This window comes from Agrococcus sp. Marseille-P2731, assembly GCF_900117395.1.
Classification (GTDB): domain Bacteria; phylum Actinomycetota; class Actinomycetes; order Actinomycetales; family Microbacteriaceae; genus Agrococcus.
In genome coordinates, this window is record NZ_FPEG01000003.1 from 816,490 (window position 1) to 842,618 (window position 26,129).

General features: G+C 73.4%; 22 protein-coding genes. 9 read left to right on the forward strand and 13 right to left on the reverse strand.

Annotated features, from left to right (window positions below):
* Nucleotides 1-42: 42 nt before the first annotated feature.
* From BQ6202_RS12055 to BQ6202_RS12065, 3 genes are all read left to right on the forward strand, one after another.
* Entirely contained in the window at nucleotides 43-1,242 is a 1,200-nt protein-coding gene (locus tag BQ6202_RS12055; RefSeq protein WP_072314657.1) for an MFS transporter, read from the forward strand.
* Nucleotides 1,239-1,934 (forward strand): endonuclease NucS, encoded by a 696-nt coding sequence (gene nucS, locus BQ6202_RS12060; RefSeq protein ID WP_072314658.1) that lies wholly within the window; start codon nucleotides 1,239-1,241, stop codon nucleotides 1,932-1,934. Before BQ6202_RS12055 ends, nucS begins: the two co-directional genes overlap by 4 nt.
* Nucleotides 1,935-2,015: 81 nt before the next feature.
* The gene (locus tag BQ6202_RS12065) at nucleotides 2,016-2,273 is read left to right on the forward strand and encodes a DUF6480 family protein (RefSeq protein ID WP_072314659.1); all 258 of its coding nucleotides are present in this window, start codon (nucleotides 2,016-2,018) and stop codon (nucleotides 2,271-2,273) included.
* Nucleotides 2,274-2,301: 28 nt separating this feature from the next.
* Here the strand turns inward: BQ6202_RS12065 and BQ6202_RS12070 are convergent, their stop codons facing one another.
* From BQ6202_RS12070 to BQ6202_RS12110, 9 genes are all read right to left on the reverse strand, one after another.
* Nucleotides 2,302-2,910, reverse strand: a complete 609-nt coding sequence (locus tag BQ6202_RS12070) for a hypothetical protein (protein WP_072314660.1) — start codon at nucleotides 2,908-2,910, stop codon at nucleotides 2,302-2,304.
* A gap of 58 nt (nucleotides 2,911-2,968) precedes the next feature.
* Nucleotides 2,969-4,270: a glutamate-1-semialdehyde 2,1-aminomutase gene (hemL, locus tag BQ6202_RS12075; protein WP_072314661.1), complete on the reverse strand. Its 1,302-nt coding sequence runs from the start codon at nucleotides 4,268-4,270 to the stop codon at nucleotides 2,969-2,971.
* Entirely contained in the window at nucleotides 4,267-5,304 is a 1,038-nt protein-coding gene (gene hemB / locus BQ6202_RS12080; protein WP_083587258.1) for a porphobilinogen synthase, read from the reverse strand. The genes hemL and hemB overlap by 4 nt, the downstream gene beginning before the upstream one ends.
* Nucleotides 5,305-5,386: 82 nt before the next feature.
* Nucleotides 5,387-6,769 carry a tripartite tricarboxylate transporter permease gene (locus BQ6202_RS12085; protein WP_072314662.1) on the reverse strand — a complete coding sequence of 461 codons (1,383 nt, stop codon included), beginning with the start codon at nucleotides 6,767-6,769 and terminating at the stop codon, nucleotides 5,387-5,389.
* Nucleotides 6,769-7,194 carry a hypothetical protein gene (locus BQ6202_RS12090; RefSeq protein ID WP_072314663.1) on the reverse strand — a complete coding sequence of 142 codons (426 nt, stop codon included), beginning with the start codon at nucleotides 7,192-7,194 and terminating at the stop codon, nucleotides 6,769-6,771. The genes BQ6202_RS12085 and BQ6202_RS12090 overlap by 1 nt, the downstream gene beginning before the upstream one ends.
* Nucleotides 7,191-8,147, reverse strand: a complete 957-nt coding sequence (locus BQ6202_RS12095; protein WP_072314664.1) for a hydroxymethylglutaryl-CoA lyase — start codon at nucleotides 8,145-8,147, stop codon at nucleotides 7,191-7,193. The genes BQ6202_RS12090 and BQ6202_RS12095 overlap by 4 nt, the downstream gene beginning before the upstream one ends.
* The gene (locus tag BQ6202_RS12100; RefSeq protein ID WP_072314665.1) at nucleotides 8,144-9,409 is read right to left on the reverse strand and encodes a hydroxymethylglutaryl-CoA reductase, degradative; all 1,266 of its coding nucleotides are present in this window, start codon (nucleotides 9,407-9,409) and stop codon (nucleotides 8,144-8,146) included. Before BQ6202_RS12100 ends, BQ6202_RS12095 begins: the two co-directional genes overlap by 4 nt.
* Nucleotides 9,410-9,489: 80 nt before the next feature.
* A complete protein-coding gene (locus BQ6202_RS12105; protein ID WP_083587259.1) occupies nucleotides 9,490-11,277 on the reverse strand; it encodes a helix-turn-helix domain-containing protein in 1,788 nt (595 codons plus the stop codon).
* A 41-nt stretch (nucleotides 11,278-11,318) separates the two neighbouring features.
* Entirely contained in the window at nucleotides 11,319-12,161 is an 843-nt protein-coding gene (locus BQ6202_RS12110) for a helix-turn-helix transcriptional regulator (RefSeq protein ID WP_200792253.1), read from the reverse strand.
* A gap of 196 nt (nucleotides 12,162-12,357) precedes the next feature.
* Here BQ6202_RS12110 and BQ6202_RS12115 point away from each other — a divergent pair, with 196 nt between their 5' ends.
* On the forward strand, nucleotides 12,358-13,302 hold the full coding sequence (locus tag BQ6202_RS12115; protein WP_072314667.1) for an SDR family oxidoreductase: 945 nt from the start codon (nucleotides 12,358-12,360) through the stop codon (nucleotides 13,300-13,302).
* A gap of 46 nt (nucleotides 13,303-13,348) precedes the next feature.
* Here the strand turns inward: BQ6202_RS12115 and BQ6202_RS12120 are convergent, their stop codons facing one another.
* On the reverse strand, nucleotides 13,349-14,395 hold the full coding sequence (locus BQ6202_RS12120; protein WP_072315160.1) for a serine hydrolase domain-containing protein: 1,047 nt from the start codon (nucleotides 14,393-14,395) through the stop codon (nucleotides 13,349-13,351).
* 59 nt (nucleotides 14,396-14,454) lie between these two features.
* Nucleotides 14,455-16,131 carry an ABC-F family ATP-binding cassette domain-containing protein gene (locus tag BQ6202_RS12125; RefSeq protein ID WP_200792254.1) on the reverse strand — a complete coding sequence of 559 codons (1,677 nt, stop codon included), beginning with the start codon at nucleotides 16,129-16,131 and terminating at the stop codon, nucleotides 14,455-14,457.
* A gap of 485 nt (nucleotides 16,132-16,616) precedes the next feature.
* Here BQ6202_RS12125 and kdpA point away from each other — a divergent pair, with 485 nt between their 5' ends.
* From kdpA to BQ6202_RS12150, 5 genes are read left to right on the forward strand one after another with little or no spacing between them, the layout of a single operon-like run.
* Nucleotides 16,617-18,296 (forward strand): potassium-transporting ATPase subunit KdpA, encoded by a 1,680-nt coding sequence (gene kdpA / locus BQ6202_RS12130; RefSeq protein WP_072314669.1) that lies wholly within the window; start codon nucleotides 16,617-16,619, stop codon nucleotides 18,294-18,296.
* Nucleotides 18,293-20,455: a potassium-transporting ATPase subunit KdpB gene (gene kdpB / locus BQ6202_RS12135; RefSeq protein WP_072314670.1), complete on the forward strand. Its 2,163-nt coding sequence runs from the start codon at nucleotides 18,293-18,295 to the stop codon at nucleotides 20,453-20,455. The genes kdpA and kdpB overlap by 4 nt, the downstream gene beginning before the upstream one ends.
* Before the next feature lie 10 nt (nucleotides 20,456-20,465).
* Nucleotides 20,466-21,068, forward strand: a complete 603-nt coding sequence (kdpC, locus tag BQ6202_RS12140) for a potassium-transporting ATPase subunit KdpC (RefSeq protein ID WP_072314671.1) — start codon at nucleotides 20,466-20,468, stop codon at nucleotides 21,066-21,068.
* A 2-nt stretch (nucleotides 21,069-21,070) separates the two neighbouring features.
* Complete coding sequence (locus tag BQ6202_RS12145) at nucleotides 21,071-23,581, forward strand: sensor histidine kinase (protein WP_072315161.1); 2,511 nt, start codon at nucleotides 21,071-21,073, stop codon at nucleotides 23,579-23,581.
* Nucleotides 23,578-24,255, forward strand: a complete 678-nt coding sequence (locus tag BQ6202_RS12150) for a response regulator (RefSeq protein ID WP_072314672.1) — start codon at nucleotides 23,578-23,580, stop codon at nucleotides 24,253-24,255. Before BQ6202_RS12145 ends, BQ6202_RS12150 begins: the two co-directional genes overlap by 4 nt.
* Before the next feature lie 5 nt (nucleotides 24,256-24,260).
* On the opposite strand, the gene BQ6202_RS12155 is transcribed toward BQ6202_RS12150, so the two are convergent.
* Nucleotides 24,261-24,938 (reverse strand): response regulator, encoded by a 678-nt coding sequence (locus tag BQ6202_RS12155; protein WP_072314673.1) that lies wholly within the window; start codon nucleotides 24,936-24,938, stop codon nucleotides 24,261-24,263.
* On the reverse strand, nucleotides 24,935-26,092 hold the full coding sequence (locus tag BQ6202_RS12160) for a sensor histidine kinase (RefSeq protein WP_200792255.1): 1,158 nt from the start codon (nucleotides 26,090-26,092) through the stop codon (nucleotides 24,935-24,937). The genes BQ6202_RS12155 and BQ6202_RS12160 overlap by 4 nt, the downstream gene beginning before the upstream one ends.
* Nucleotides 26,093-26,129: the final 37 nt, after the last annotated feature.

Below are 26,129 nucleotides of genomic sequence, written 5' to 3' on the forward strand. Positions count from 1 at the left end.
CGAGGCGCAGCGCGCCGCCCGCCGGCACGGCAGAATGGGCCGGTGCACTCCGTGACCTCGTGGCGCAACGCCATCTTCGCCACCTTCTTCGCCATGGGCTTCGGCTTCGCGAGCTGGATGGCGCGCGTGCCGCACGTGCGCGACCAGCTGGGCGTGACGACGGGCGAGATGGGGCTGATCCTCCTCGGCATCTCGATCGGCTCGGTCACCGGTCTGCTGCTCGCGAGCCACATCATCCACGCGCTCGGTACGCGCCTGGTGGTCTCCGCCGGCATGGTGGTCGTCTCTGTCGGCCTCGCGATCGCCGGCTGGGCCGCCGACTCGAGCCTGCTGTGGCTGCTGATCGCCGGCTTCATCCTGGGCGGCAGCTTCACCGGCATCACCGACGTGGCGATGAACATCTCGGGCGCGGCCAACGAGCGCGCCCTCGGCAAGCCGATCATGCCGATCTTCCACGCCTTCTTCTCGCTCGGCACCGTCGCCGGCGCGGGCGTCGGCGGGCTCTGCGAGCTGCTCGGCGTCGGCATCGGCTGGCAGGCCACGGGCGTCGGCATCGCCCTGATGGCGCTCGCCGTCACGGTCTTCCGCTTCCTGCCCGCCGACGTCGAGGCGGAGGACGAGGAGCCCGTGACGCTGCGCGAGCGCCTCGCGGTCTGGAAGGATCCGCGCACGATCATGCTGGGCCTGCTCGTGCTCGGCATGTCGCTCACCGAGGGCAGCGCCAACGACTGGCTCGCGCTCACGATGGTCGACGGCCACGGCTTCTCGAACGAGGGCGGCGCCTTCATGCTCGCGCTCTTCCTGACGGCCATGACGCTCGGCCGCGTGCTCGGCGTCAAGCTGCTCGCGCGCTTCGGCCGCGTGCCGGTGCTGCGCGCCACCGCCGCGATCGCGGCCATCGGCCTGCTGCTCGTGATCTACGCCGAGCCCACCCCGCTCGTCATCACGGGCGTCGTGCTGTGGGGCGTGGGCGCGAGCCTCGGCTTCCCCGTGGGCATGAGCGCCGCCGCCGACGAGCCGCGCATGGCAGCGGCGCGCGTCGGCACCGTCTCGGCGATCGGCTACATCGCGTTCCTCGCCGGTCCGCCGCTGCTCGGCCTCCTCGGCGACGTCGTCGGCCTGCGGCTCGCGCTGCTCGCGGTGCTCGCCTTCGTGCTGCTGTCGCTGCTCACGAGCCACGTCGCCCGCGAGCGCGGCACCGCCGCCATCGCCGTCGTCAAGCCCCCGAAGGAGACCGCATGAGGATCGTCGTCGCCCACTGCTCCGTCGACTACGCCGGGCGCCTCTCCGCGCACCTCCCGCTCGCCCCGCGGGTGCTGATGCTGAAGGCCGACGGCTCGATCCTCGTGCACTCCGACGGCGGCTCGTACAAGCCGCTCAACTGGATGAGCCCGCCCGCGGTGCTCACCGCATCCGCGCCCGATCAGGACCAGGCGGATGCCGGGGTCACCGAGGTCTGGAAGGTCACCCACAAGAAGACCGGCGACTCGCTCATCGTGTCGCTGCACGAGATCCTCTCGGACACCTCGCACGAGCTGGGTGTCGACCCGGGCCTCGTGAAGGACGGCGTCGAGGCGCACCTGCAGGTGCTGCTCGCCGAGCAGATCGAGCGCCTCGGCGACGGCTTCGAGCTGTGGCGGCGGGAGTACATGACGGCGATCGGGCCCGTCGACATCCTGGCTCGGGACGACGCCGGGGCGACCGTCGCGGTCGAGATCAAGCGCCGCGGCGAGATCGACGGCGTGGAGCAGCTGACCCGCTACCTCGAGCTGCTGAACCGCGACCCGCGCATCGCTCCGGTCACGGGAGTCTTCGCGGCGCAGGAGATCAAGCCGCAGGCGCGCACGCTCGCCGAGGATCGCGGCATCCGCTGCGTGGTGCTCGACTACGACGAGATGCGCGGCATCGACTCCGGGCGGGCGCGACTCTTCTAGCCGCAGCCACAGCCGCGCCCCGGCGTGGGGTTGCTAGCCTGTGGTCACTTCCCATGCAGCATCGGCCGAAGGCGGGCAACCGTGTCGAACATCACGCCAGAAGACGCTCGGAACGACCCAGAGGCGGGAGCCCGGGCCGCCGACGAGCACTCCGGCTTCAGCATCGAGGGCGACACGCCGCCCGCCGAGGGCACGGGCGTCGGCCCCACGAACCCGGGCCTCGACCGCGACCGTGGCGGTGAGGGCGCCGGCAACAAGGCCTGGCTGATCGCGATCCCCGTCGTGCTCGTGATCGCCGTGGTCCTCGGCATGGTCGGGCGCATCATCGGCTTCTTCTGACGCGGCCGGCCCTGCGGCCGCACCGCCGCTACGAGGCGTAGGGGTCGATGCGGTCGCGCCAGCCTCCGGAGCGCTCCGGCAGCCGATCGTCGCGAGATGCGTAGGGCCCGACGCGCTCGGGGGTCGGCGTCGAGCCGGCAGGCAGGGCATCCTCGCGCGAGGCGTAGGGCTCGACGTGATCGGGCGTCGGGTGGCCGTGCTCGGGCAGCGCGTCCTCGCGGGAGGCGTAGGGCTCGACGTGGTCGCGCCAGTCCGCACCCGACGCGACGCCGCCGAAGTCCTCGTCGACGAACGGCGACGCATCCATCGCCGCTCGCACCGCGGCGCCGCCGTCGTTGCGCTCGTGGTCGCTCATGGGGGCCTCCTGCTTCGCGGGCTGCGGGTTGCTGAAGGCGACCGCGAACGGATGCTCGGTCGCCGTGGGCTCGGGCCGCTCGAGCGCCGCGCCGTCGGCATCGGCTCGGGTGCCGCACGCCGGGCACTGCAGTGCCGCGACGCGACCGTCGGGGTCGACGTCGATCACGCAGCCGCCGATCACGACGTCACCGGCATCGGCCACGTCGGCGATGGTGCCGTAGCCCCACACGATCTCGCGCATGGTGCTGCCGCAGTTCGGGCATTCCAGCTGGGTCGCCATGCCGCCCACCGTAACCGCGTTGCCCGCCGACGGCCAGGGGGCGGAATGCGGCGGCGCCTCAGCGAGTGGCTGCGGCAGCTGCTCGAGCGGCGGCAGGCAGCGCCTCGACGATGCGCGCCAGCGGCTCGTCACCGTGCGAGGCCATCACGAACCAGGCCTCGAAGACGCTCGGCGGCAGGCTCACGCCCGCGTCGAGCATCGCGTGGAAGAACGGCGGGGAGCGGGAGGCGTCCTGCGCGCGCACCTCGTCGAAGCTCGACGGCGCGCCCTCTCGGAACGCCACCGAGAAGAGGCTGCCGACCCGCGTGATCGCGTGCGGCACGCCCTCGGCGTGCAGCGCATCCGTCAACGCCTGCGTGATCACGTCGGCCGCGGCGTCGAGCCTCGCGTAGACGCTGTCGGTCGTCAGGCGAAGCGTCGCGAGACCAGCGGCGACCGCGACCGGATTGCCGGAGAGCGTGCCCGCCTGGTACACCGGGCCCGTCGGGGCCAGGAGCTCCATGAGCGCTGCCTTGCCGCCGAGGGCGGCGAGCGGCATGCCGCCGCCGATGACCTTGCCGAAGGTGATGAGGTCGGGGGCCTCGTCACCCACCCACTGCTCGATGCCCCACATGCCGGCCCGGTGGACGCGGAAGCCCGTGAGCACCTCGTCGCTGATGAGCAGCGCGCCGTGCGCGTGGGCGGTGCGGGCGAGGAAGGCGTTGAAGTCGCCGTCGGGCTCGACGACGCCCATGTTGGCGGGCGCGGCCTCGACGATGACGGCCGCGATCTCGTCACCGCGCTCGGCGAAGACCGCCCGGACGGCGTCGCGGTCGTTGTAGGGGATGACGAGGGTCGTCGCGGCGACCGCGGCCGGCACGCCGGCCGAGCCGGGCAGCGCGAGCGTCGCGAGACCGCTGCCCGCGGCGGCCAGCAGCCCGTCGGAGTGCCCGTGGTAGTGCCCGTCGAACTTCACCAGCAGGTCGCGGCCGGTCGCGCCGCGCGCGAGGCGGATCGCCGTCATGGTCGCCTCGGTGCCGGTCGAGACGAGCCGCAGCCGCTCGACGGGGCCGACGCGGCGCTCGACCTCCTCGGCGAGCAGCGCCTCGCCCGGCGTGGACGCGCCGAACGACAGGCCGCGGCTCGCGGCATCCTGCACGGCCTCGACGACCTCCGGGTGCGCGTGGCCGAGGATCGCCGGGCCCCAGCTCGCGACCAGGTCGACGAGCTCGCGACCCTCCGCATCCGTCACGTATGCGCCCTTGGCGCCGACGAGGAACGCGGGCGTGCCGCCCACCGAGCCGAAGGCGCGGACGGGCGAGCTCACGCCGCCCGGGATCGCGAGCTTGGCCCGCTCGAACAGCTCGGCGTTGGTGCTCACGGTCGTGCCCCCGATGCTCCGTGCAGGCCCTGGTCGGGCATGCCCTGCGTGCTGAGCCCGCGCGCCTGCAGCCATTCGGCCTGCTCGATGGCCCAGTAGGTCAGCACGGTGTCGGCCCCGGCCCGCACGATGCTCGTCAGGCTCTCGGTGATGAGGCGGTCGCGGTCGATCCAGCCGTTCGCGGCCGCGGCCTCGACCATCGCGTACTCCCCCGACACCTGATAGGCCCAGACGGGCACGTCGGATGCGGCGGCGACGTCGGCGAGCACGTCGAGGTAGAGGCCGGCCGGCTTCACCATCACGATGTCGGCGCCCTCGGCGATGTCGAGGAGCGCCTCGCGCAGGCCCTCGCGGCGGTTGCCCGGATCCTGCTGGTAGGTCTTGCGGTCGCCGGTGAGGCTCGAGTCGACGGCCTCGCGGAAGGGGCCGTAGAGCGCGGTCGCGTACTTCGCGCTGTAGGCGAGGATCGCGGTCTGCTGGTGGCCGGTGGCGTCGAGGGCGGTGCGCACGTGCTCGACCTGGCCGTCCATCATGCCGCTGAGGCCGAGGATGCGGCTGCCGGCCTCGGCCTGCGCGATGGCCATGTCGGCGTAGCGCTCGAGGGTCGCGTCGTTGTCGACCGAGCCGTCGTCGGCGAGCACGCCGCAGTGGCCGTGGTCGGTGAACTCGTCGAGGCACAGGTCGGTCTGGATGACCGTGGCGTCGCCGAAGCGCTCGGCGAGGAACGCCGTCGCGCGGTTGAGGATGCCGTCCGGATCCGTCGCTCCCGAGCCCACCGCATCCTTGTGCTGCGGCACGCCGAAGAGCATGACGCCGCCGATGCCGGCGGCGATGCCCCGCTCGACCTCGCGCGCGGCGGTGTCGAGCGTGTGCTGCACCTGGCCGGGCATCGAGCTGATCGCGCGCGGCTCGGTCAGCCCCTCGGCGACGAACATCGGCAGCACGAGCTGGGCGGGGTGGATGCGGGTCTCGGCGACCAGGCGGCGCATGGGTGCGCTCTGCCGCAGCCGGCGGGGGCGGATGGTGGGAGGCATTGCCTCCAGGGTACTCGCGCGACCCAGGGGCCGACCCGCGCTGCGGATCGGCCCCTGGGTGCTCTGCTCGAGCGTGCTCGGATCAGGCGAAGAGCGCCATGATCGCGGGCACCGAGAGCGCCGCGACGTAGAAGCCCATGAACTGCACGCCCGTGTGCATGTTGAACATGCGGTTGAGCATGCCGCCCACGAGGCCGACCGTGAGCGTCACCAGCAGCGCGACGATGCCGCCCTCGTAGAGGCAGATGACCACGATCAGCGCCGCGAAGGCCCCGATGATCGCCTCGTGCGAGACCTTGCGCATGACCCACTTCGCCGCCCGGTGCGCCTGCGTCATCGCGAAGGGGTAGCTGATGAGCACCGCGATGATCACCGCGACGAGGCCGAACACGAGGAACTGCCACGGCTCGAGCATGTCGTGCAGGTTATTCGTCGTGCCCGCCTCGGTGTCGATCGTGTAGACCGGCGGCGCGTTGAACAGCGGGCTCGCGACGCTCGCGGCCATCGGCGAGAGCGGCAGGCCGATCGCGATGAGCGGGATGAGCGTCTCGGCGATGTACGTCGACTCGGTCGTGCCGTTGCGGATGGCCATGCGCGCCGTGAGGCGGTGGTAGCCGTTCTTGAAGCGAGCGCCGAAGAGCTCACCCATGAGCACCGTCATGGCCACCGGCGAGAACACGAAGGTCGCGCTCGAGATGCCCGCGGCGGTCGCCGTGTAGCCGAGCTGCTTGCGGTCGAGCACCGAGAGCGGGTTCGGCATCCGCCCCTTCCAGGTGCGCGTGTCGCGCGCGAGCTCGAAGGTGCGCTGCTCGGTGCGACCGATGAGCTTGCGCCCTGCGGGGCTCGAGGCGAGGAAGAGGTCGGCGATCAGCGGACCGGTCGCGATGCCGAGGAAGAACGCGATGGTGAGGCCCTTGTCGAGCACCGAGGTCGCGAAGCCCTGCAGCCCGACCACGAGCAGCACGAAGGGCACGAGCGCGAACAGCGCGGCCCAGCGGCCCTTCGAGAGCACGGCGACGAGCGCGGCGGCCCCGAGGAACAGCCACGGCGCCACGGCGCCGATCGCGTCGGCGAAGGGGGTGAGCACGAGCGCGAAGAGCACGGCGAGCGGCACGGCGATGAGCGCCGCGACGACGCCGCCGGAGATCGCCTTGCGCAGCGCGATGTGCGGCACGCCGAGCTCGCGCAGCATCTGCGCGTCCTGCAGCAGGGGCGCAGCCATGGTGTCGCCCGGGATGCCGAGCAGGGTGGTCGGGATCGCGTGGGTGATGTGCTTCGAGGCGACTGCCGCCATGAAGAAGGCGAAGACACCGGGTGCCGGCACGCCCAGCAGGATCACGAGCAGCGTCACGGGCGCGATGGTGGCGGTCTCGTCGGTGCCGGAGACCAGGCCGAGGAGGCCGAAGACGATGGCGCCGATGAGCGCCATGCCCACGGCCCAGAGGGTTGCGTCGAGGATCTCCATCAGCGGTTCGCCTCCTTCGCGGCGTGCTTCGCGTGCTGGCGTGCCAGGTCCTCGTAGAGCCCGAGCTCCTTGACCTCGCGCAGCACTGCGGGAGGCAACTCGTCGGGGTCGCCGAGCGGGCCGAACTCCTCCTCGATCGAGTCCATCGCGACCTCGCGCGAGCCCGGCTCGTCCGCCGCCTCGACGAGGACGCGCTTCGGCGGGAAGATGCGGGCGGAGATGACGCCCGTCAGGACGCAGGCGCCCAGTCCGACCAGCAGCGCGTAGGACTTGGACAGGGCGGGGTCGATGGTCTCCGCCTGACCGAACAGCCATGCGGCGACTAAGTAGGCCGGGGTGCCGAGGCCGACGCCGATGAGGATGGCCCCGAGCAGGTGGCGCCCGTCGACCGTGTCACCCCAGACCTCGAGATACGTGCGCTTCATCGCGCTTCCTTTCCGCTCGCGAGCGCTCGTGCGACGCGAGATGTCGTGGCCTTGCCGAGCTGCACGCTCAGCCAGTTGCCGGTGTCGGCGATCGCCGACAGGTCCATGCCGTGCTCGATGCCGAGCCCGTCGAGCATCCAGAGGAGATCCTCCGTCGCCAGGTTCCCGGTCGCGGACTTCGCGAACGGGCAGCCGCCCGTGCCTGCGACCGCGCTGTCGAAGATGCGCACGCCTGCCTCGAGGCCCGCGTAGACGTTCGCGAGCGCCTGGCCATAGGTGTCGTGCATGTGCAGCGCGAGCAGGTCGACGGGGATGCCGCGGTCGCGGTGCGCCGCGACGACGTCGGTGACCGCGCCGGGGGTGCCGACGCCGATCGTGTCGCCGAGCGACACCTCGGCGACGCCCCACTCGAGCATCCGCTCGGAGACCTCGACGGTCGCCTCGTGCGCGACCGGCCCCTCCCAGGGGTCGCCGAAGACCATGGAGACGTAGCCGCGCACCCGGATCCCCTGCTCGAGCGCCGCGCGCACGACCGCCTCAGCGGCGCGCTCGGCATCGGCCTTCGAGGCGCCGAGGTTCGCGAGTGAGAAGCGCTCGGTCGCGCTGAGGAAGACCGCGACCTCGCGAGCGCCGGCGGCGACCGCGTCGTCGAGCCCGCGCAGGTTCGGCGTGAGCACGGGCAGCCGCACGCCGACGTCGCCGAGCGCGCTCAGCACCTCACCGGAGCCGGCCATCTGCGGCACGCGGTCTGCGCGCACGAAGCTGCCCGCCTCGATCACGCTGGCCCCGGCTGCCGCGAGCCGCCGGATCAGGTCGACGCGGTCGCCGACGGAGAGCGATGTCGCCTCGGCCTGCAGACCGTCACGGGGGCCGACCTCCCAGATCGTCACGCGCTCGGGCAGCCCCGCGCGGGAGCGCGGGACGGGGAGCCCGAGGGCGAGGGTGTCGGTCACGCCTTGCCCCGGATGGCGGCGAGCTCGCGCTCGGCGACGTCGGCGCGCACGGCGCGCTGCTCGACGAGGCGCGCGGCGACGGCCTCGATCTCGTCGCCCTCCGCGCCTGCGGCCACGGCGACGTTGCGAGCGTGCAGGGCCATGTGCCCCTGCTGGATGCCCTCGGCGGCGAGCGCGCGCACGGCGGCGACGTTCTGCGAGAGGCCGACGGCGCAGATCAGCTCTGCGAGCTCCTGCGCGGTCGTGACCTCGGTCATCGCGACGGCGGCCTGGGCTGCGGGATGCGACTTGGTCGCGCCCCCGACGAGGCCGACGGCGAGGGGCAGCTCGAGCGTGGCGACGAGGTCGCCGGCCGCGTCGCGCTCGAAGTGCGAGAGCGAGCCGTAGTGGCCGTCGCGCGCCGCGTGCGAGTGCGCTCCTGCCTCCACCGCGCGGGTGTCGTTGCCGGTCGCGAGCACGACGGCGGTGATGCCGTTCATGATGCCCTTGTTGTGCGTGGCGGCGCGGTAGGGGTCGTCCTCCGCCAGCTGAGCGCCGAGGATCATGTTCTCGACGACCTCGGCGCCGCCGAGCATCTCGGCGGGGACCGTGACGCGCGCGCGGCTGAGGCGCAGGTCGGCCTTGTTCGTCAGGATGCGCAGCAGCGGCCGGCCGCCGGCGAGCTCGGCGACCCGAGGTGCGATGGCCTCCGCCATGGTGTTGACAGCGTTCGCGCCCATCGCGTCGCGGACGTCGACCAGCAGGTGCGCGACGAGGTGCCGCCGTCCGCCGCGCTCGACGATCCGAACGATCAGGTCGCGCACGCCGCCGCCGAGCTCCACCAGCCGCGGGTCCTGCTCGTCGGCGAGGCGCATGAGCTCGTCGCGCTGCTCGAGGATGCGCAGCTTCGCGCCGTGCGCGTCGGCGACCTCGACGACGTGGATCTGCGCCTGCATGATGGGCGCCGTGCTCGAGGTCGTGAACCCGCCGCGCTCGCGCGCCATGCGGGCGACGTTGCTCGCGGCCGCGACGACCGAGGGCTCCTCGGTGGCCATGGGCACGAGCACCTCGCGACCGTTCACGAGGAAGTTCGTGGCGACGCCGAGCGGGATGCCGATCTGGCCGACGACGTGCTCGATCATGCGATCGGCGCGCGCCTCGTCGAGGCCGCCGTCGACGAGCTGCGCGAGCGCATCCGGTGCGCCGAGCGCATCCGCGACGATCGCGCGACGCTCCTCGATCGTGTGATTGCGCAGCCCGCTGAGCCTGCTCGTCCGTGCCATCCTCGCCACCTCTCGCGCCGCACCCTCGTCGGCCGCCTCAGTCAAGCGCGCGGCGCACCGCGGGTGCATGGCCGGATGGGTCACATTCCGGGGGTCGAGCGTGTCCTCTCCAGACCCTGCAGTGCGCGGTGGAGTCGGATGGCGACCTCGACTCGGAAGCGCGGCTCCGGCGCATCCCAGTCCTCGCCGAGCAGCGAGCGCAGCCGCGCCGCTCGCTGCTTCACGGTGCTGACGTGCACGCGCAGCACTCGGGCAGCCGAGACCGCCGAGCCCTGCGCCTCCAGCAGCGCGGCGAGCGTCGCACCGAGCTCGGTGCCGCGACGCGCATCCCATCCGAGCACCGCGCCGATCGATGCGTCGATGAAGGCGCGAGCGCGTGCGCCGTCGTCGTCGAACATCGCCGCGTAGGGGCCGAGCTCGACGGCGGTCGTCGCCGCGTCGTCGATGCCGAGCCCCCGCAGCAACCGGGCGGCGCGCACCGCGGCGCGCATGCCCGACTGCGCGCCGGCGAGGGTCGCGACGGGCTCGGCGACCACGACCGCCGGCAGCCCCTCCAGCAGCGAGCGCACGGTCGATGCCGCCCGCTGCGCCTCGCCCTCCGGCACGAGCACCGCGCATCCGTCCGGAGCGATGCTGACGAGCGCGCCTCGCAGCTGCCGCAGTCGCGCGGCGGCGCGCGAGCGCTCGCTCTCGGCCACGCTCACCGCGACCGTGCTCCACGGGCGGTCCACCGCGACCCCTCGCTGCCGCGCGCGGCGCACGGCCGCCTCGGCGTCGGCGCTGTCGAGCAGGTCGAGCACGAGCTCGCCGCGCACGCGCTCCTCGGCGTCGGAGACCGCGTTGCGCTGCATCGTCACGAGCGCCAGGATCTGCGCAGTGCGCTCGAGCGTGCGCCGCTGCAGCTCGCTGAGCGGGGTGACGCCGCCGATGTGCACCGCGCCGATGCGCTGGCCGGCGCCGAGCACGGTGATCGTCGCGCGTACCGGTCCGCCGCCGAGCACCGACACCCTGCCGGTCGCCGCGCTGTGCGAGACCGCCAGGGCGAGCTCTGCGCGGGCGTCGCGCGCACCCAGTCGCGGCGTGCCCCAGAGCGGTTCGCCGTGCAGGTCCTCGGCCCAGATCGGGCGCTCGAGCGCCACGGCGAGCGCCGCGAGCACGTCGGCCTGCCCGCCGCCACCGACGATGAGTCCGGTGAGCTCGCCGTGCAGCCGCGACGCCGAGAGCGTGTCGGCTGCGAGCCGCTCCGCCCGCTCGCGCGCCGCCTCCGCCTCGTGCCTGCTCGCGGTCAGCGCGTCGAGCACGCCGGCGATGCGCAGCACGATCGCCGCGTGGTCGGCGAAGGCGGTGAGCAGCGACGAGTCCTCCTCGTCGAAGCGGCGCGCGGCGCGATTCGCGACGAACAGCACGCCAAGCACCTCGCCGGCCGCGAGCAGCGGCGCACCGAGGATCGCGTGGATGCCCTCAGCACCGACGATCTCGTCGATCTGGTGGTCGCGCGGCAGCGCACCGAGCTCGTCGTAGTCGGCGACCGACTGCGCGCTGCGCGTGCGAACCGCGAGGCTCGCGACGCCCACGCCCGCCGGAACCCGCATGCCGAGGAACCTGCCGGAGCGCGAGCCGCGCACCGCGCGCACGAACAGCTCGTCGGAGTCGACGTCGTACACGGAGAGATAGGTGACGTCGGCACCCGCGAGCTCGTGCACGCGATCGACGATGCGCTGCAGCATCGCCGTCGCATCCTGCACCTCGAGCAGGTCGCGGGTCGTGCTCGCGATCGCGGCGAGCTGCGCCTCGGCGCGCTGCAGGCGCTCGAGCTCGTCGCGCCTCGACCCGTCGTCGACCACGGCACCTCCAGCGCTCTCCGGCATCCTGCGCGCAGCATGCGCTGCGGGGCCGGCCGTCGCTCAGGCTATCGAGGCATCCGCGCGCTCAGGGTCGACAGCAGCCGCAGCTTCTCGGCGCTCTCGCTGCCCGGAGCGGCCGTGTACACGAGCAGGACGTGCGACTGGCTCGGCTCGACGAGCGTCTGGCAGGAGAGCTCGAGCGTGCCGACCTCCGGGTGCTCGAAGCGCTTGACCTCGCGCGGTCGCAGCCCCACCTCCTGCAGCTCCCAGACGCTGCGGAACTCGGCGCTGCGCTCGAGCAGCAGGTCGAGCAGCATCGTGCCGCGCGACGGGCGCCCGCGCTCTGCCACCACCTGGCGGATGCCGGAGGCCCACAGGCGCGACAGGAACTCGTGGTCGTCGGTGGCGTAGAGCCGGCGGCTCTCCGGGTCGGTGAACCACCGGTAGCCGATGCTGCGCTCCGGCCCCCGCAGGCTCGCGGTGTCGCCGGTGAGCACCACGCCGAGCGGGGTCTGCCGCAGCGTCTCGCCGAGCTCTGTGACGATCTCGGCCGGGGTGTCGGCGAGCCGATCGAAGATGCGCAGCATCCCCGGGCTGACGTGATCGCTCGAGGCGCCTCGCAGCGGCGCTCGGTGGCCCGCGAGCCGGAACAGGTGGTCGCGCTCGTCGACGCTCAGGTGCAGCCCCTGTGCGATCGCGGCGAGCATCTGCTCGGAGGGCTGCGGCCCCGTGCCGCGCTCCAGGCGCGCGTAGTAGTCGGTCGACATGCTGCTGAGCGCGGCGACCTCCTCGCGGCGCAGGCCCTCCGTGCGGCGCCGCTGGCCGCGGCCGAGCCCCACGTCCTCCGGCTGCAGCACCGAGCGACGATGCCGCAGGAACTCGGCGAGCCCGTCTCGATCGATCACCATGTCGCACCTCCGCCTCATCGTCGTTCCTACCGGGTCGAGCGGCGTCGAGCCACGCCCTGACGATCCACGGATGCGGAGCGGCGGATGCGGAGTGGCGGATGCGGAGCGGTGGATGCGGAGCGGTGGATCGGGAGGTCCTGGTTCAGGCCAGCGGCGCGCCCGACAGTGGAGGCACCACCCGAACGATGGAGCACCCATGACACGCAGGACGATCGACATCGAGATCCCCGACCTGAGCGGCACGCGCGCCCTCGTCACCGGCGGCAGCGACGGCATCGGGCTGGGCATCGCGACTCGCCTCGCCCGCGCCGGCGCCGAGCTGGTGCTGCCCGTGCGCAACCAGCAGAAGGGCGCTGCGGCCAAGGCCGCGATCGAGGAGCGCGCGCCGGCCGCGACGGTCGAGCTGCAGCAGCTCGACCTCTCCTCGCTCGCCTCCGTGGCGGCGCTCGGCGACACCCTGCGGGGCGACGGCAGGCCCATCCACCTCCTGATCAACAACGCGGGCGTCATGACGCCGCCGACGCGGCAGGTAACGAGCGACTGCTTCGAGCTGCAGCTCGGCACCAATCACCTCGGCCACTTCGCGCTCGTGGCGCAGCTGCTGCCGCTGCTGCGCCACGGCCGCGCGCGCGTCACCTCGCAGGTGAGCGTCGCGGCGAACGGCGGCGCGATCAACTGGCAGGACTCGAACTGGGAGCGCAGCTACGACGGCATGCGGGCCTACCGGCACTCGAAGATCCTCTTCGGCCTGTTCGGGCTCGAGCTCGAGCGGCGCAGCGCGGCGGCGGGCTGGGGCATCACGAGCAACCTCTCGCACCCCGGCATCGCACCGACCAGCCTGCTCTCGGCGCGACCGGAGCTCGACCGCGCGCGCGACACCGCAGCCGTGCGCGCGATCCGCTGGATGTCCGCGCGCGGCATCCTCGCCGGCACCCCGCAGACCGCTGGCCTGCCGGCGCTCCACGCGGCCACCTCGCCAGACGCTCGACCGGGCAGGCTGTACGGCCCGCGCGGGCCTGGGCACCTGGGCGGCGCGCCCGCCGAGCAGCGGATGTACTCGCGCCTGCGCAGCGAGGACGACGCGCGCCGCGGCTGGAGCCTCTCGGAGGAGCTGACGGGCGTGCGCTTCCCCACGGCCTGAGGATGCCGCGGCTCGCGGCGGAGCCGGCGGCCGCGTCGTCGGTCCGTCAGGCCCCGGGGTCGTCGAGCGCCCACCCAGCGCCCTCCAGCTCGGCGTCGATAGCCTCGGCGAGCACGCCGATCACCGGCCACGCGCCCTCGGAGCTGTTGCCGAGCACGCTGACGGTCGTCTGCGACGCGGGGATGTGGGTGGTGCGGAACGAGGCGCCGGCGTCGTAGCCCTCGAGCACGAGCGCAGGGCCGGTGGCGTGCAGGAAGAGGCCGAGCCCGGCGCGCAGGTCCTCCCCCGGCACCTCGTGGCGCGGCTGGGTCATGGTGTCGACGCTCTCCCTCGAGACGATGCGGCCATCCAGCAGCGCGAGCCAGAAGCGGTGCAGGTCACCGGCGGTCGTGAACGCCCCGCCGTCGCCGTTGCCCAGCACCGGCAGGTGTAGGGTGTTGGCGAGGTCGCCCTCCTCGTCCAGGTATCCGACCGCCGCATCACCCGGCAGCGCGTTGAGGGGCAGGAAGCCGGTGCGCTCGAGACCCGCGGGCTCGAGCACGAGTCGCTGCACCGCATCCTGGTACCCCTCGCCCGTCACGCGCTCGAGCACCAGGGCCAGCACCATGGAGCCGCCGTTGCAGTAGGCGAAGCGCTCACCCGGTGCGGAGCGCTGCTCGTGCCCCTCGAGCATCGGCAGGAACGCCTCCGCCCGCGTGAGCGCGTGCACCGGCTCGGTCATGACGAAGTCGCTGATGTCGCCGAGCGCCTCCTCGTCGAGGTAGTCGCCGATGCCGGAGGTGTGGCCGAGCAGGTGCTCGATCGTCACCGCGTCGTCGATGAGCGGCAGGTCGTCGCCGAGCACCTCGCGCACGGGCTGCTCGAGCCGCAGCGCGGCCTCCTCGACGAGCCGCATGATCGCGAGCGCTGTGAAGGCCTTGCTGCCGCTCGCGATCGCGATGCGCGTGTCCGCGGTCATCGGCGCCTCGAGCGCACGGTGCCGGTATCCCTCGCAGCGCTCGAGCGTGCGCTCGCCTGCCACGTCGATCGTGGCGACGCCGGTGAAGGCGCGCTCCGCGACGGCCTCGTCGAGCGCTCGGGTGTCCACGTGCATCATCGCCTCCGGGGGTCTCCATCGGTGTCCTCCGCTCGATGCTACGGGCGCGGCGGCGCTCACGGCAGGCGATCGACGAGCCCGCCGGCCTCGATCGACCAGCTGCGCGTGCTGCCGATCCGCTCGAGGAAGCCGGCGTCGTGGCTCACCACGACGAGCGCGCCCTCGAAGGCCGCGAGCGCCTCCACCAGCCGGTCGACCGAGTCGAGGTCGAGCGAGTTCGTCGGCTCGTCGAGCAGCAGCAGCTGGGGCGGCGGGTCGGCCAGCAGCAGGCGCGCGAGCGCGAGCCGCAAGCGCTCGCCGCCCGAGAGCTCGCGCACGCGCTGCTCGGCCCTGCGCCCGCGGAACAGGAATCGCGCGAGCTGCGCGCGCACCTCACCGGGGTCGCGATCCGGCGCGACCTCGCGCACGGCGTCGATGAGCGTCGCATCCTCGTCGCCGAAGCGCACGCGCTGCGGCAGCAGGGCGGTGCTGCGGATGCGGTGGGTCACGACCGCGACAGGCGCCGGCCGAGCGTGGCTCGCCTCGGGCGTCGCGCTGACGGACGTCACACCGCCGGACGACGCGCTGCCGAACGAAGCGATGGCGTCGAGCAGCGTCGACTTCCCCGCGCCGTTCGCGCCGGTCAGCGCGATGCGTTCGGGCCCGCGGACGCGGATGGCTGCGCCCGCGGCCGTGCGCAGCTCGAGCACCTCGCGCCCAGCGGGCACGCGGGTGTCGGGCAGCTCGATGCGGATCGCGCGATCGTCGCGCAGCCGCTCCTCGGCCGCCTCGAGCGCTGCGCCCGCAGCCGCCTCCCGCCCCTCGTGCAGCGCCTTCGAGCGCGCGCTCGTGCCCTCAGCCTTCCGCTGCAGTCCGCCCGCCACGATCTTCGGGATCCCGCCCGCCGCGCCCGCGCGTCGCCCGGCGGCCTCCGACCGCGAGCGCCGCTCGGCCGCCTCGATGCGCTGGCGCTTCTCGCGTCGCAGCAGCTGCTCGGCGTCGCGCACGTCGCGCTCGGCCTCGCGCTGCTCGGCCTCGATCGCCGCGCGGTACACCGAGTAGGGCCCGTCGAACGTGCGCAGGCTCGCGCCCGCGGCGCCCGAGCGCGTGCTGCCGTGCAGCTCGGCGATGCGGTCGACCCGCTCGAGCAGCTCGGTGTCGTGGCTGACCACGACGAGCGTGCCGCGCCAGCCCTCGACCGCCGCGTGCAGGCGGGCACGAGCGGATGCGTCCAGGTTGTTGGTCGGCTCGTCGAGCAGCGCGATGTCGGCGCGCTGCAGCCGGATGGCGGTCAGGCCGACGAGCACGGCCTCCCCGCCCGAGAGCGAGGCGATGGGGCGGCGCAGCAGCTCTGCGTCGCCGGCGAGGCCGAGCGCGGCGAGCTCGCCGAGCGCCTCGGCCTCGACGCCCCAGCGGTCGCCGACCTCGTCGAAGCGCGCGGGCGAGGCGTCGCCCGACTCGATCGCCTCGATCGCGCCGAGCACGCGTGCGATGCCGAGCGCATCCGCCACCGTGCCCGGCCCGAGCGCGAGCTGCTGCGGCAGCGTCGCGACCGTGCCGTGCACCGAGACGTCGCCGGCGGCGGGTGCGAGCTCGCCGGCGATGAGGCGCAGCAGCGTCGACTTGCCGACGCCGTTGCGGCCGACGAGCCCGGTGCGGCCGTGGCCGAGGCTGCCGGTGAGGCCGTCGAGCACCGCGGTGCCGTCAGGCCAGGAGACGTGGATGCGCGTGAGCGCGATGGCGGGATGAGCCAAGAGAGATCCTCCGAGAGCGGGATGCGCTGACGGATCGATCGACCGTGCGTGTGCGGTCGGGTCAGCGCGTGGTCGCGGCTCCCTGGGTCTCGGTCATCTCGGCTCTTCTCTCGCGGAGGGCACGGGCACTGACACTGCCCGCACGTGCTCGAGCGATGCTACGCGAAGCGATGCCGCGAGGGAAGCGTGAGGCGTGGCCACCGACCCGTGAGGGAAGCGTGAGGACTGACCGCCGGGCCCTCCGGCAGGTGTCTGATCGAGATCGGCCGCCCGCGGCCCGGCGACGGCTGCGTCGCCGCCCCGACCGGAGGAACCCATGCTCGACCTTGTCGTCGTCGCCGGCATCATCGCGATCTTCGCGCTCGTCGGCCTGCTCGTGCGGGGGGCCGACGCGCTGTGATCGTCTTCGAGATCATCGCCGTCGCCCTCGCCCTCGCTGCGCTCGCACTGCTCGTGCGCACGCTCGTGCACCCGGAGCGGTGAGCATGCCCGCCGACCTCCTGCCCGGCCTCGCCCAGGCCGCCGCCCTCGTCGCCGTGCTCGCGCTGCTCTGGCGCCCGGTGGGCGACGGCATGGCGCGAGCCTTCACCTCCCCGCACGACCTCACGATCGAGCGCGGCGCCTACCGGCTGCTGGGCGTCGACCCGGAGCGCGAGCAGTCGTGGCAGTCCTACGCGAAGTCAGTGCTCGCCGTATCGCTCGTGGGCGTGCTCGTCGTCTACGGGCTCCAGCGCTTGCAGGCCTTCCTGCCGCTCTCGCTCGGCACGCCCGCAGTGCCAGAGCTGCTCGCGGCCAACACCGCCGTCTCGTTCGTGACGAACACGAACTGGCAGTCCTACTCGCCGGAGGTGACCATGGGGCACCTGGTGCAGCTCGGCGGCCTCGCAGTGCAGAACTTCGTCTCGGCGGCCGTCGGCATCGCCGTCGCGGTGGCGCTCGTGCGCGGCCTCTCGCGGCGCAGGGCAGCGACGATCGGCTCCTTCTGGGTCGACCTCGTGCGCATCTGCACGCGCATCCTGCTGCCGCTCGCCGCGATCGTCGCCGTCGTGCTCGTGATCGGCGGCACCGTCCAGACGCTCGCGCCCTTCGGCAGCGCGACCTCGCTCACCGGCCAGCAGGTGACCGTGCCGCTCGGTCCCGTCGCCTCGCAGGAGGCGATCAAGATCCTTGGCACGAACGGCGGCGGCTTCTTCAACGCCAACTCCGCGCATCCGCTCGAGAACCCGACCGCCTGGACCAGCCTGGTGCAGACGGTGCTCATGCTGCTGATCCCGGTGGCGCTCACCCGCACCTTCGGCACGATGGTCGGCGACCGCAGGCAGGGGTTGGCGATCCTCGGTGCGATGGCGGCGATCTTCATCGCATCCCTCACGATCCTCTCGGTCGTCGAGAGCGCGGGCCACGGCACCGCCCCTGAGCTCGCCGGCGGCGCCATGGAGGGCAAGGAGGTGCGCTTCGGTGTGCTCGGCACGACGCTGTTCGGCACGGTCTCGACCGCCACCTCCACTGGCGCGGTCAACGGCATGCACGACTCCTTCACGGCCTTCGGCGGTCTGCTGCCGATGCTCAACATGATGCTCGGCGAGGTCGCGCCCGGCGGGGTCGGCTCCGGCCTCTACGGGATGCTCGTGCTCGCGATCATCGCCGTCTTCCTCTCTGGCCTGCTGGTCGGACGCAGCCCCGAGTACCTCGGCAAGCGCATCGGACCGCGAGAGATGAAGCTCGCGAGCCTCATGATCCTGGTGACGCCGACGCTCGTGCTCGCGGGCACCGCGCTCAGCTTCGCGATCCCTGCGGTGCGCGCATCGGTGGAGGGCGAGTCGCTGTGGAACCCCGGGCTGCACGGCCTCAGCGAGGTGCTCTACGCCTTCACCTCAGCCGCCAACAACAACGGCTCGGCCTTCGCGGGCCTCACCGCCTCGACGCCCTGGTTCACCGTGGCGCTCGGAGTCGCGATGCTGCTGGGCCGCTTCGTGCCGATCGTCCTGGTGCTCGCGCTCGCGGGCAGCTTCGCCCGCCAGGGCGCTGCGCCCGCCACCGTCGGCACCCTGCCGACGCACCGGCCGCTCTTCGTCGGCCTGCTCGTGGGCGTGACGGTCATCGTCACCGCCCTCACCTACTTCCCCATCCTCACCCTCGGACCCATCGCGGAGGGCCTCCTGTGACCACCACGCCCACGACCACGCCGGCATCCAGCCCGGCATCCACCTCGGCCAAGCCCGACGCGCACTCCGCCGAGGGCGAGCGCCGCGGCGCACTGACGCCCGCCCAGCTCTGGCAGGCGCTGCCCGGCGCGCTGCGCAAGCTGCACCCGCGCCACATGCTCGCCACGCCCGTCATGCTCATCGTGGAGGCGGGCGCCGCCCTCACGACCGCGATCGCCGTCGCGCACCCGTTCCTCCCGGCAGGCGGAGGCTCGTCGCTGGCCTTCACCTGGGCGATCGCGGTCTGGCTCTGGCTCACGGTGCTCTTCGCGAACCTCGCGGAGGCGGTCGCCGAGGGCCGCGGCAAGGCGCAGGCGGATTCGCTGCGCCAGACCCGCACGGCGACCCCTGCCCGCAGGCTCGCCTCGTGGACCCCGGCGGATGCGGGGGCCGAGCGCGCGCAGACGAGCGAGATCTCGTCGAGCGAGCTGCTGCCCGGCGACCACGTGCTCGTGACGGCTGGCGAGGCGATCCCCGGCGACGGCGAGATCGTCTGGGGCATCGCGACGGTCGACGAATCGGCGATCACTGGCGAGTCGGCTCCGGTCGTGCGCGAATCCGGCGGAGATCGCAGCGCCGTGACCGGCGGCACGCGGGTGCTGAGCGACCGCATCGTCGTGCGCATCACCTCGAAGCCGGGAGAGAGCTTCGTCGACCGCATGATCGCGCTGGTCGAGGGTGCCGACCGTCAGAAGACGCCCAACGAGATCGCTCTCGAGATCCTGCTCGCGAGCCTCTCGATCGTCTTCGTGGTCGTGGCGCTCACCATCAACCCGATCGCCGGCTTCGTGGCAGAGCCCGTGAGCGTCGCGGTGCTCATCGCGCTGCTCGTGTGCCTCATCCCCACTACCATCGGCGCCCTGCTCTCCGCCATCGGCATCGCCGGCATGGATCGGCTGGTGCAGCGCAACGTGCTGGCGATGTCGGGTCGCGCGGTCGAGGCCGCCGGCGACGTCACGACGCTGCTGCTCGACAAGACCGGCACGATCACGCACGGCAACCGTCGCGCGGTGGCGTTCCTGCCTGCCGACGGCGTGACGGATGCGCGGCTCGCCATCGCGGCCGCGACCGGCTCGCTCGCCGATCCCACCCCCGAGGGGGCATCCATCGTCGAGCTCGCGCACCAGCAGGGTCACGAGTTCGGCGAGGTCGCAGGCGAGCCGGTCGAGTTCACGGCGCAGACGCGCATGTCGGGCGTCGACCTGCAGGGGCCCGATGGCCTGCGCGAGATCCGCAAGGGTGCGGCGGGCGCCGTGCTGGCCTGGATGGGATCGGATGCATCCACCGGGGCGGATGCGCGCGCGCTGACCGAGCAGGTCGAGGCGATCGCCCGCTCGGGCGGCACGCCGCTCGTGGTCGCGGAGCGCATCGGCGGCGTCGCTCGTGCGCTCGGCGTCGTGCACCTCAAGGACATCGTCAAGGACGGTCTGCGCGAGCGCTTCGCGGAGCTGCGGGCGATGGGCATCCGCACCGTCATGATCACCGGCGACAACCGGCTCACGGCCGCCGCGATCGCCGAGGAGGCAGGCGTCGACGACGTGCTCGCCGAGGCCACGCCGGAGGACAAGCTGGCGCTCATCCGCAAGGAGCAGGAAGGCGGGCGGCTGGTGGCGATGACGGGCGACGGCACGAACGACGCCCCCGCGCTGGCGCAGGCGGATGTCGGGGTCGCCATGAACTCCGGCACCTCGGCAGCGAAGGAGGCCGGCAACATGGTCGACCTCGACTCCGACCCGACGAAGCTCATCGACGTCGTGCGGATCGGCAAGCAGCTGCTCGTCACCCGGGGGGCCCTGACGACCTTCTCGATCGCGAACGACATCGCGAAGTACTTCGCCATCGTGCCCGCGATGTTCGCCGCCTCGCTCCCGCAGCTCGCACCGCTCAACGTGATGCAGCTGAGCTCCCCGGAGTCGGCCATCCTCTCCGCCGTCATCTTCAACGCGCTCGTCATCGTCGCGCTCGTGCCGCTCGCCCTGCGGGGCGTGCGCACCCGCGCGGAGAGCGCATCCCGGATGCTCTCCCGCAACCTGCTCGTCTACGGGCTCGGCGGCGTGATCGCACCCTTCATCGGCATCAAGCTCATCGACCTCGTCGTGAGCCTGCTGCCCGGATTCTGAGGAGACCCTCGTGCGCACCGCGCTCAAGACCCACCTGACCGCCCTCCGCGCCCTCGCGCTGGCCACCGTCGTGCTCGGCATCGCCTACACGCTCGCCGTCACCGGCGTCGCGCAGCTGCTGCTGCCGGCGCAGGCGAACGGCTCGCTCGTCGAGCGCGAGGGGCAGGTCGTCGGTTCCGCCCTCATCGGCCAGTCCTGGCTCGACGCCGAGGGTGAGCCGCTGCCGGAGTGGTTCCAGGGCCGCCCCTCGGCGGCCGGCGACGGCTACGACGGCGGCGCATCCAGCGGCTCCAACCTGGGGCCGGAGCATCCCGATCTGATCACCGCCATCGTCGAGCGCCGGGCCGCCATCGCTGCCTTCGAGGGCGTGGAGGCGGCGGCGATCCCGGCCGACGCGCTCACCGCATCCGGCTCGGGCCTCGATCCCCACATCTCGCCCGACTACGCCCTGCTGCAGGCGCCTCGCGTCGCCGAGGCGCGCGGCCTGCCGACGAGCGAGGTGCGCGAGCTCGTGGAGCGTAGGATCGCCCCGCGCGACCTCGGCATCCTCGGCGAGCCGCGCGTGAACGTGCTCGAGCTCAACCTGGCGCTCGACGAGCTCACTGGGAGGTGACCGTGGCCCGCGGTGCATTGCGCGTGCTGCTCGGCGCCGCGCCCGGCGTCGGCAAGACGTTCGCGATGCTCGAGGAGGGCCACCAGCTGCTGGCCGCGAGGCGCGATGTCGTGGTGGGCGTCGTCGAGACCCACGGCCGCGCGGGGACCGCCGCGCTGCTCGACGGCTTCGAGCAGGTGGCGACGCGCGGGGTGCAGCACCGCGGTGTGGAGCTGCAGGAGCTGGACCTGGATGCGGTGCTGCGGCGGGCACCGGAGGTCGCGCTGATCGACGAGCTGGCGCACACGAACGCACCGGGCGGAGCGCACGAGAAGCGGTGGCAGGATGTCGCGGCGCTGCTGGATGCCGGCATCGACGTGATCTCCACCGTCAACGTGCAGCACCTGGAGTCGCTCGGCGACGTCGTCGAGCAGATCACCGGCGTCCGGCAGCGGGAGACCGTGCCGGATGCGGTGCTGCGCGACGCCGATCGCGTCGAGCTCGTCGACCTGCAGCCGCAGGCGCTGCGAGCGCGGCTCGAGGCGGGCGAGGTCTACCCCGCCGCCCGCGTCGACGCGGCGCTGTCGAACTACTTCCGGCTCGGCAACCTCACGGCGCTGCGCGAGCTCGCGCTGCTGTGGCTGGCCGACGAGGTCGACCAGGCGCTGCAGCGCTATCGCGAGCAGCAGGGCATCGACGCGACCTGGGAGACCCGCGAGCGCGTCGTCGTCGCGCTCACCGGCGGCCCCGAGGGTGAGACGCTGCTGAAGCGCGGCGCGCGCATCGCCGCGCGCTCCTCCGGCGGCGACCTGCTCGCGGTGCACGTGCAGCGGCAGGACGGCCTCGTCGACCGCGACCTCGCCGCCATCACCGCGCAGCGCGCGCTCGTCGAGCGGCTGGGGGGCTCGTTCCACACGGTGGTCGGCGACGACGTGCCCAAGGCGCTCGTGCAGTTCGCGCGCGCCAGCCACGCCACGCAGCTCGTGGTCGGCGCGAGCCGCCGCGGCTGGCTGCAGACCGCCCTCACCGGTCCCGGCATCGGGCAGGCCGTGGTGCGCGAGTCCGGCGACATCGACGTGCACACGGTGGCGCACGCTGCCGCCGCACGGGGTCGCAGGCTGCCGTCGCTCGCCCACGCGCCGCTGTCGGGACGGCGGCAGCTGGCCGGCTGGGCGCTCGCCGTGCTGGGCGTGCCAATGCTGACCTGGATGCTCGACGCCGGGAGCGAGCAGGCGTCGGTGACCGCGGATGCGCTGCTGCTGCAGCTCTGGGTGGTGGTCGTGGCGCTCGTCGGCGGCATCTGGGCCGCCACGTTCGCCGCGCTGCTGGCCGGCGTGCTGTTCCTGGTCGTGCTGGTGGAGCCGCGCTTCACGTTCGTGGTCGCCGAGCCGTGGCACGTGGTGGCCGTCGTGGTGCTGTTCGTGAGTGCGCTGCTGGTGAGCTGGGTCGTCGACCGCGCCGCCCGCACCACGCGCGCAGCGGGTCGCTCGGCGGCGGAGTCGGAGCTGCTCGCCGCGATCTCGAGCGGCGTGCTCGGCGGTCAGGGCTCGATCCAGGTGGCGCTGACGCGCACGCGCGAGGCGCTCGGGCTCACCGGCGTGCGGCTGCTGCAGGGCGAGCGCGTCGTCGCCCTCGACGGCGAGCCGGCCGACGGCGCTGGCGAGAGCGGGCGCGCGCCCACCACGGTGCCGGTGGGGGACGACTCGATGCTGGAGCTGCACGGGCGGATGCTCGACGCGGGCGAGCGCCGCATCCTCGACGTCGTGGTCCACCAGCTCGCTGCCTCGCTGCGGCACCGCTCCGTCGCCGCCATCGCCTCCGAGCTCGAGCCGCTCGCCGCGCAGGATCGCGTGCGTTCGGCGCTGCTGCGCGCCGTCAGCCACGACCTGCGCCGACCGCTCGCCGCCGCGACCGCCTCCGTCGGTGCCCTGCGATCCTCGACGATCAGCCTGGGCGAGGCCGACCGCGCCGAGCTGCTCGCCACCGCCGGCGAGAGCCTCGCGACCCTCGGCGCGCTCGTCACCGATCTGCTCGACGTGAGCCGCATCGACGCGGGCGCGCTCGCCGTCGCGACGCGTGCGATCGACGTCGAGGACGCCATCGCGCCGGCGCTCGACGAGGTCGGCGCCTCGCCGGACGCGATCGCGCTCAAGCTGGGCGCGGTGCCGCAGGTCGTGGCCGATCCGGTCCTCCTGCAGCGCGTGCTCGTCAACCTGCTGAGCAACGCGATGCGGCACAGCCCGGCACGGGTGCCGGTCACCATCGTCGCGAGCGCGTTCGGCGAGGCGGTGGAGGTGCGCATCGCCGACCGCGGGCCGGGCATCGCGCCCGACGAGCGCGATCGCGCGTTCGTACCCTTCCAGCGCCTGGGCGATACCGACAACGACACCGGACTGGGCCTGGGCCTCGCGCTCTCGCGCGGCTTCGCCGAGGCGATGGGCGGTGAGCTCGCCGCGGAGACCACGCCGGGTGGCGGGCTGACGATGGTGGTGCGGCTGCGGCGAGCCGCCGATGCGGGTGAGGCGGGCTCGTGAAGGTGCTCGTCGTCGACGACGATCCGCAGATCGTGCGGGCGCTGCGCCTGACGCTGCGCAGCGTCGGCTACGAGGTGGAGACGGCCGTCGACGGCCAGGAGGCGATCCGCATGGCCGCGACGATCCGCCCCGACATCGTGATGCTCGACCTCGGCATGCCGGCGGTCGACGGCATCGACGTCATCGCGGCGCTTCGAGGCTGGAGCGAGGTGCCCATCCTGGTCGTGTCCGGCCGGACGGGATCGGCCGACAAGGTCGAGGCGCTCGACGCCGGCGCCGACGACTACGTGACCAAGCCGTTCGAGATCGACGAGCTGCTGGCGCGGCTGCGCGCGCTCGGCCGGCGCCGCGGCGGGGTGGACGCGGCCCCGGTGCTGCGGGTCGGCGACGCCGAGATCGACCTGGGCGCGAAGGCTGTCGCACGCGGCGGTGAGCGCGTGCGCCTCACCCCGACCGAGTGGCGCATCCTCGAGCAGCTCGCCCGGGCCGAGGGTCGCCTGGTGACCCGCGCCGAGTTGCTGACGGAGCTGTGGGGCACCGCCGAGGTGCGCGACACCGGCTACCTGCGCATCTACATCTCGCAGCTGCGCAAGAAGCTCGAGCCACGGCCCGCGGCACCGAAGCACATCCTGACGGAGGCCGGCATGGGCTATCGACTGGTGACCGGCCCCTGAGGGCGTCAGCCGACGACGCCGAGCTCGTAGGCGCGGATGACCGCCTCGACCCGATTGCGCAGGTGCAGCTTCGAGAGCACGCGGCCGACGTTCGCCTTCACGGTCGACTCGCTGAGGAAGAGCGACGCGGCGATCTCGCCGTTGGTGGCGCCCCGCCCGATGAGAAGGAAGATCTCGCGCTCGCGCGGGGTCAGCTCGCCGAGGGCCGCGTCGGCATCGGGTGCCCGGCCGTCGCCGGGGCGATGCGCGCCCAGGTGCGGCGCCGCGACCTCGATGAGCCTCGCGGTGATGCGCGGCGAGACGACGGCGTCGCCCGCGTGCACGGCTCGGATGGCGGCGACCAGGTCGTCGGGCCGCGCATCCTTCAGCAGGAAGCCGGAGGCACCGGCGCTGAGCGCGCCGAAGGCATGGTCGTCGAGGTCGTAGGTCGTGAGCACGAGCACCCGCGCGTCCGGCCGCAGCTCGGTGATGCGCCGCGTCGCCTCGATGCCGCCGACGCCGGGCATCCGCACATCCATCAGCACCACGTCGGGCTGCAGCCGGGCGACCGCGTCGATCGCCTCCGCACCGTCGCCCGCCTCGCCGACGACGACGAGGCCCGGCCGAGCGTCGAGCATCAGTCGCAAGCCGTAGCGCACGAGCTCCTGGTCGTCGACGAGCAGCACCCTGATCTCGTCCCTCATCGAGCCTGCTCCTCTCGCAGCAGCCGGGCGTCGACGCGCCAGCCGCCTGCAGCGAGCCGCCGCGACTCGACCGTGCCGCCGAAGAGGGCAGCGCGCTCCTGCATCCCGAGGATGCCACGGCCCGGCTGCGACGGTGCAGCAGCTCCCGTGCCCGAGTCGGTGACCGCGATCCGCACCTCGTCCGGCTCCCAGGTGATCGCCACGGAGGCGGAGCCCGCGCCCTGCGCATGCCGGAGGGCGTTCGTGAGCGACTCCTGCACGATCCGGTAGATGGTGAGACCGAGGGCCGGGTCGGTCGAGGCGACCCCCGTCACGGCGAGCCGCACGGGCAGACCGGCGGCCGTGATCTCGGCGACGAGGGCCGGCAGGTCTGCCGCGCCCGGCTGTGGCGCGTCCCGCACCATTCCCCGGTCGTGCTCGGCAGCAGCACCACCTGCAGCAGCCTCGCCGCGCACCGCGCCCAGCAGGCGACGCACCTCCCCCAAGGTGCGCCTGCCGGTCTCCGCGACGCGCCCGATCGCTCGCTTCGCCTCCTCCGGGCGCTGCTCGATCGAGGCGTGCGCGCCGTCGGAGATCGCGACCATGACCGAGAGGCTGTGGGCGATCACGTCGTGCATCTCCCGCGCGATCCGCTCCCGCTCGAGCGCCTTCGCGATCTCGGCCTGCTGGTCGCGCTCGCGCGCGAGGCGCTCGGCGCGGTCGACGAGCTCGGCGATGTGGCGTCGCCGATGCCCGGTGTTCATGCCGAGCAGCGCGGCGATCAGCAGCACGCCGGTCACGAGCGCGAAGACGTTGACCCAGTCGAGCAGGGTGTCGCGCGGCAGCGTGGGCGGCGCGATGCCGAGGATCGGCGGCCCGAGCCGCGTGCGCAGCGTGAGCGCGAGCGCCCCGAGCGCGCCGGCGGCCGCCGCGATGCCGAAGGCGAGCCAGGCGCGACCGGCGCTGCAGCGCACCCCAGCGGCGTGCACCGCGACGACGGCGAGCAGCGCCTCGGCGCCCGAGCCGCCCGCGAACGAGAGCACCGGCAGCGCCATCGCGGCCGCGAACGCCGTGCGCGGATGCCGGCGCCGCACCGCGAGCGCGGCGAACCCGCCTGCAACGAGCGCCACCATCGACCACAGCGGCGTGACGAACGGCGGTTCGAGCGAGAGCACGGCCATCCCAGCGGCCATTGCGGCGTAGGCCGTGATG

Excerpts from the sequence above, each read along its gene's own strand:
- nucS (WP_072314658.1), top strand. The coding sequence starts at position 1,239 with ATGAGGATCGTCGTCGCCCACTGCTCCGTCGACTACGCCGGGCGCCTC.
- BQ6202_RS12070 (WP_072314660.1), bottom strand. The coding sequence starts at position 2,910 with ATGGCGACCCAGCTGGAATGCCCGAACTGCGGCAGCACCATGCGCGAG.
- hemB (WP_083587258.1), bottom strand. The coding sequence starts at position 5,304 with ATGCCTCCCACCATCCGCCCCCGCCGGCTGCGGCAGAGCGCACCCATG.
- BQ6202_RS12085 (WP_072314662.1), bottom strand. The coding sequence starts at position 6,769 with ATGGAGATCCTCGACGCAACCCTCTGGGCCGTGGGCATGGCGCTCATC.
- BQ6202_RS12090 (WP_072314663.1), bottom strand. The coding sequence starts at position 7,194 with ATGAAGCGCACGTATCTCGAGGTCTGGGGTGACACGGTCGACGGGCGC.
- BQ6202_RS12100 (WP_072314665.1), bottom strand. The coding sequence starts at position 9,409 with ATGGCACGGACGAGCAGGCTCAGCGGGCTGCGCAATCACACGATCGAG.
- BQ6202_RS12105 (WP_083587259.1), bottom strand. The coding sequence starts at position 11,277 with ATGCCGGAGAGCGCTGGAGGTGCCGTGGTCGACGACGGGTCGAGGCGC.
- BQ6202_RS12110 (WP_200792253.1), bottom strand. The coding sequence starts at position 12,161 with ATGGTGATCGATCGAGACGGGCTCGCCGAGTTCCTGCGGCATCGTCGC.
- BQ6202_RS12115 (WP_072314667.1), top strand. The coding sequence starts at position 12,358 with ATGACACGCAGGACGATCGACATCGAGATCCCCGACCTGAGCGGCACG.
- BQ6202_RS12120 (WP_072315160.1), bottom strand. The coding sequence starts at position 14,395 with ATGCACGTGGACACCCGAGCGCTCGACGAGGCCGTCGCGGAGCGCGCC.
- kdpA (WP_072314669.1), top strand. The coding sequence starts at position 16,617 with ATGCCCGCCGACCTCCTGCCCGGCCTCGCCCAGGCCGCCGCCCTCGTC.
- BQ6202_RS12155 (WP_072314673.1), bottom strand. The coding sequence starts at position 24,938 with ATGAGGGACGAGATCAGGGTGCTGCTCGTCGACGACCAGGAGCTCGTG.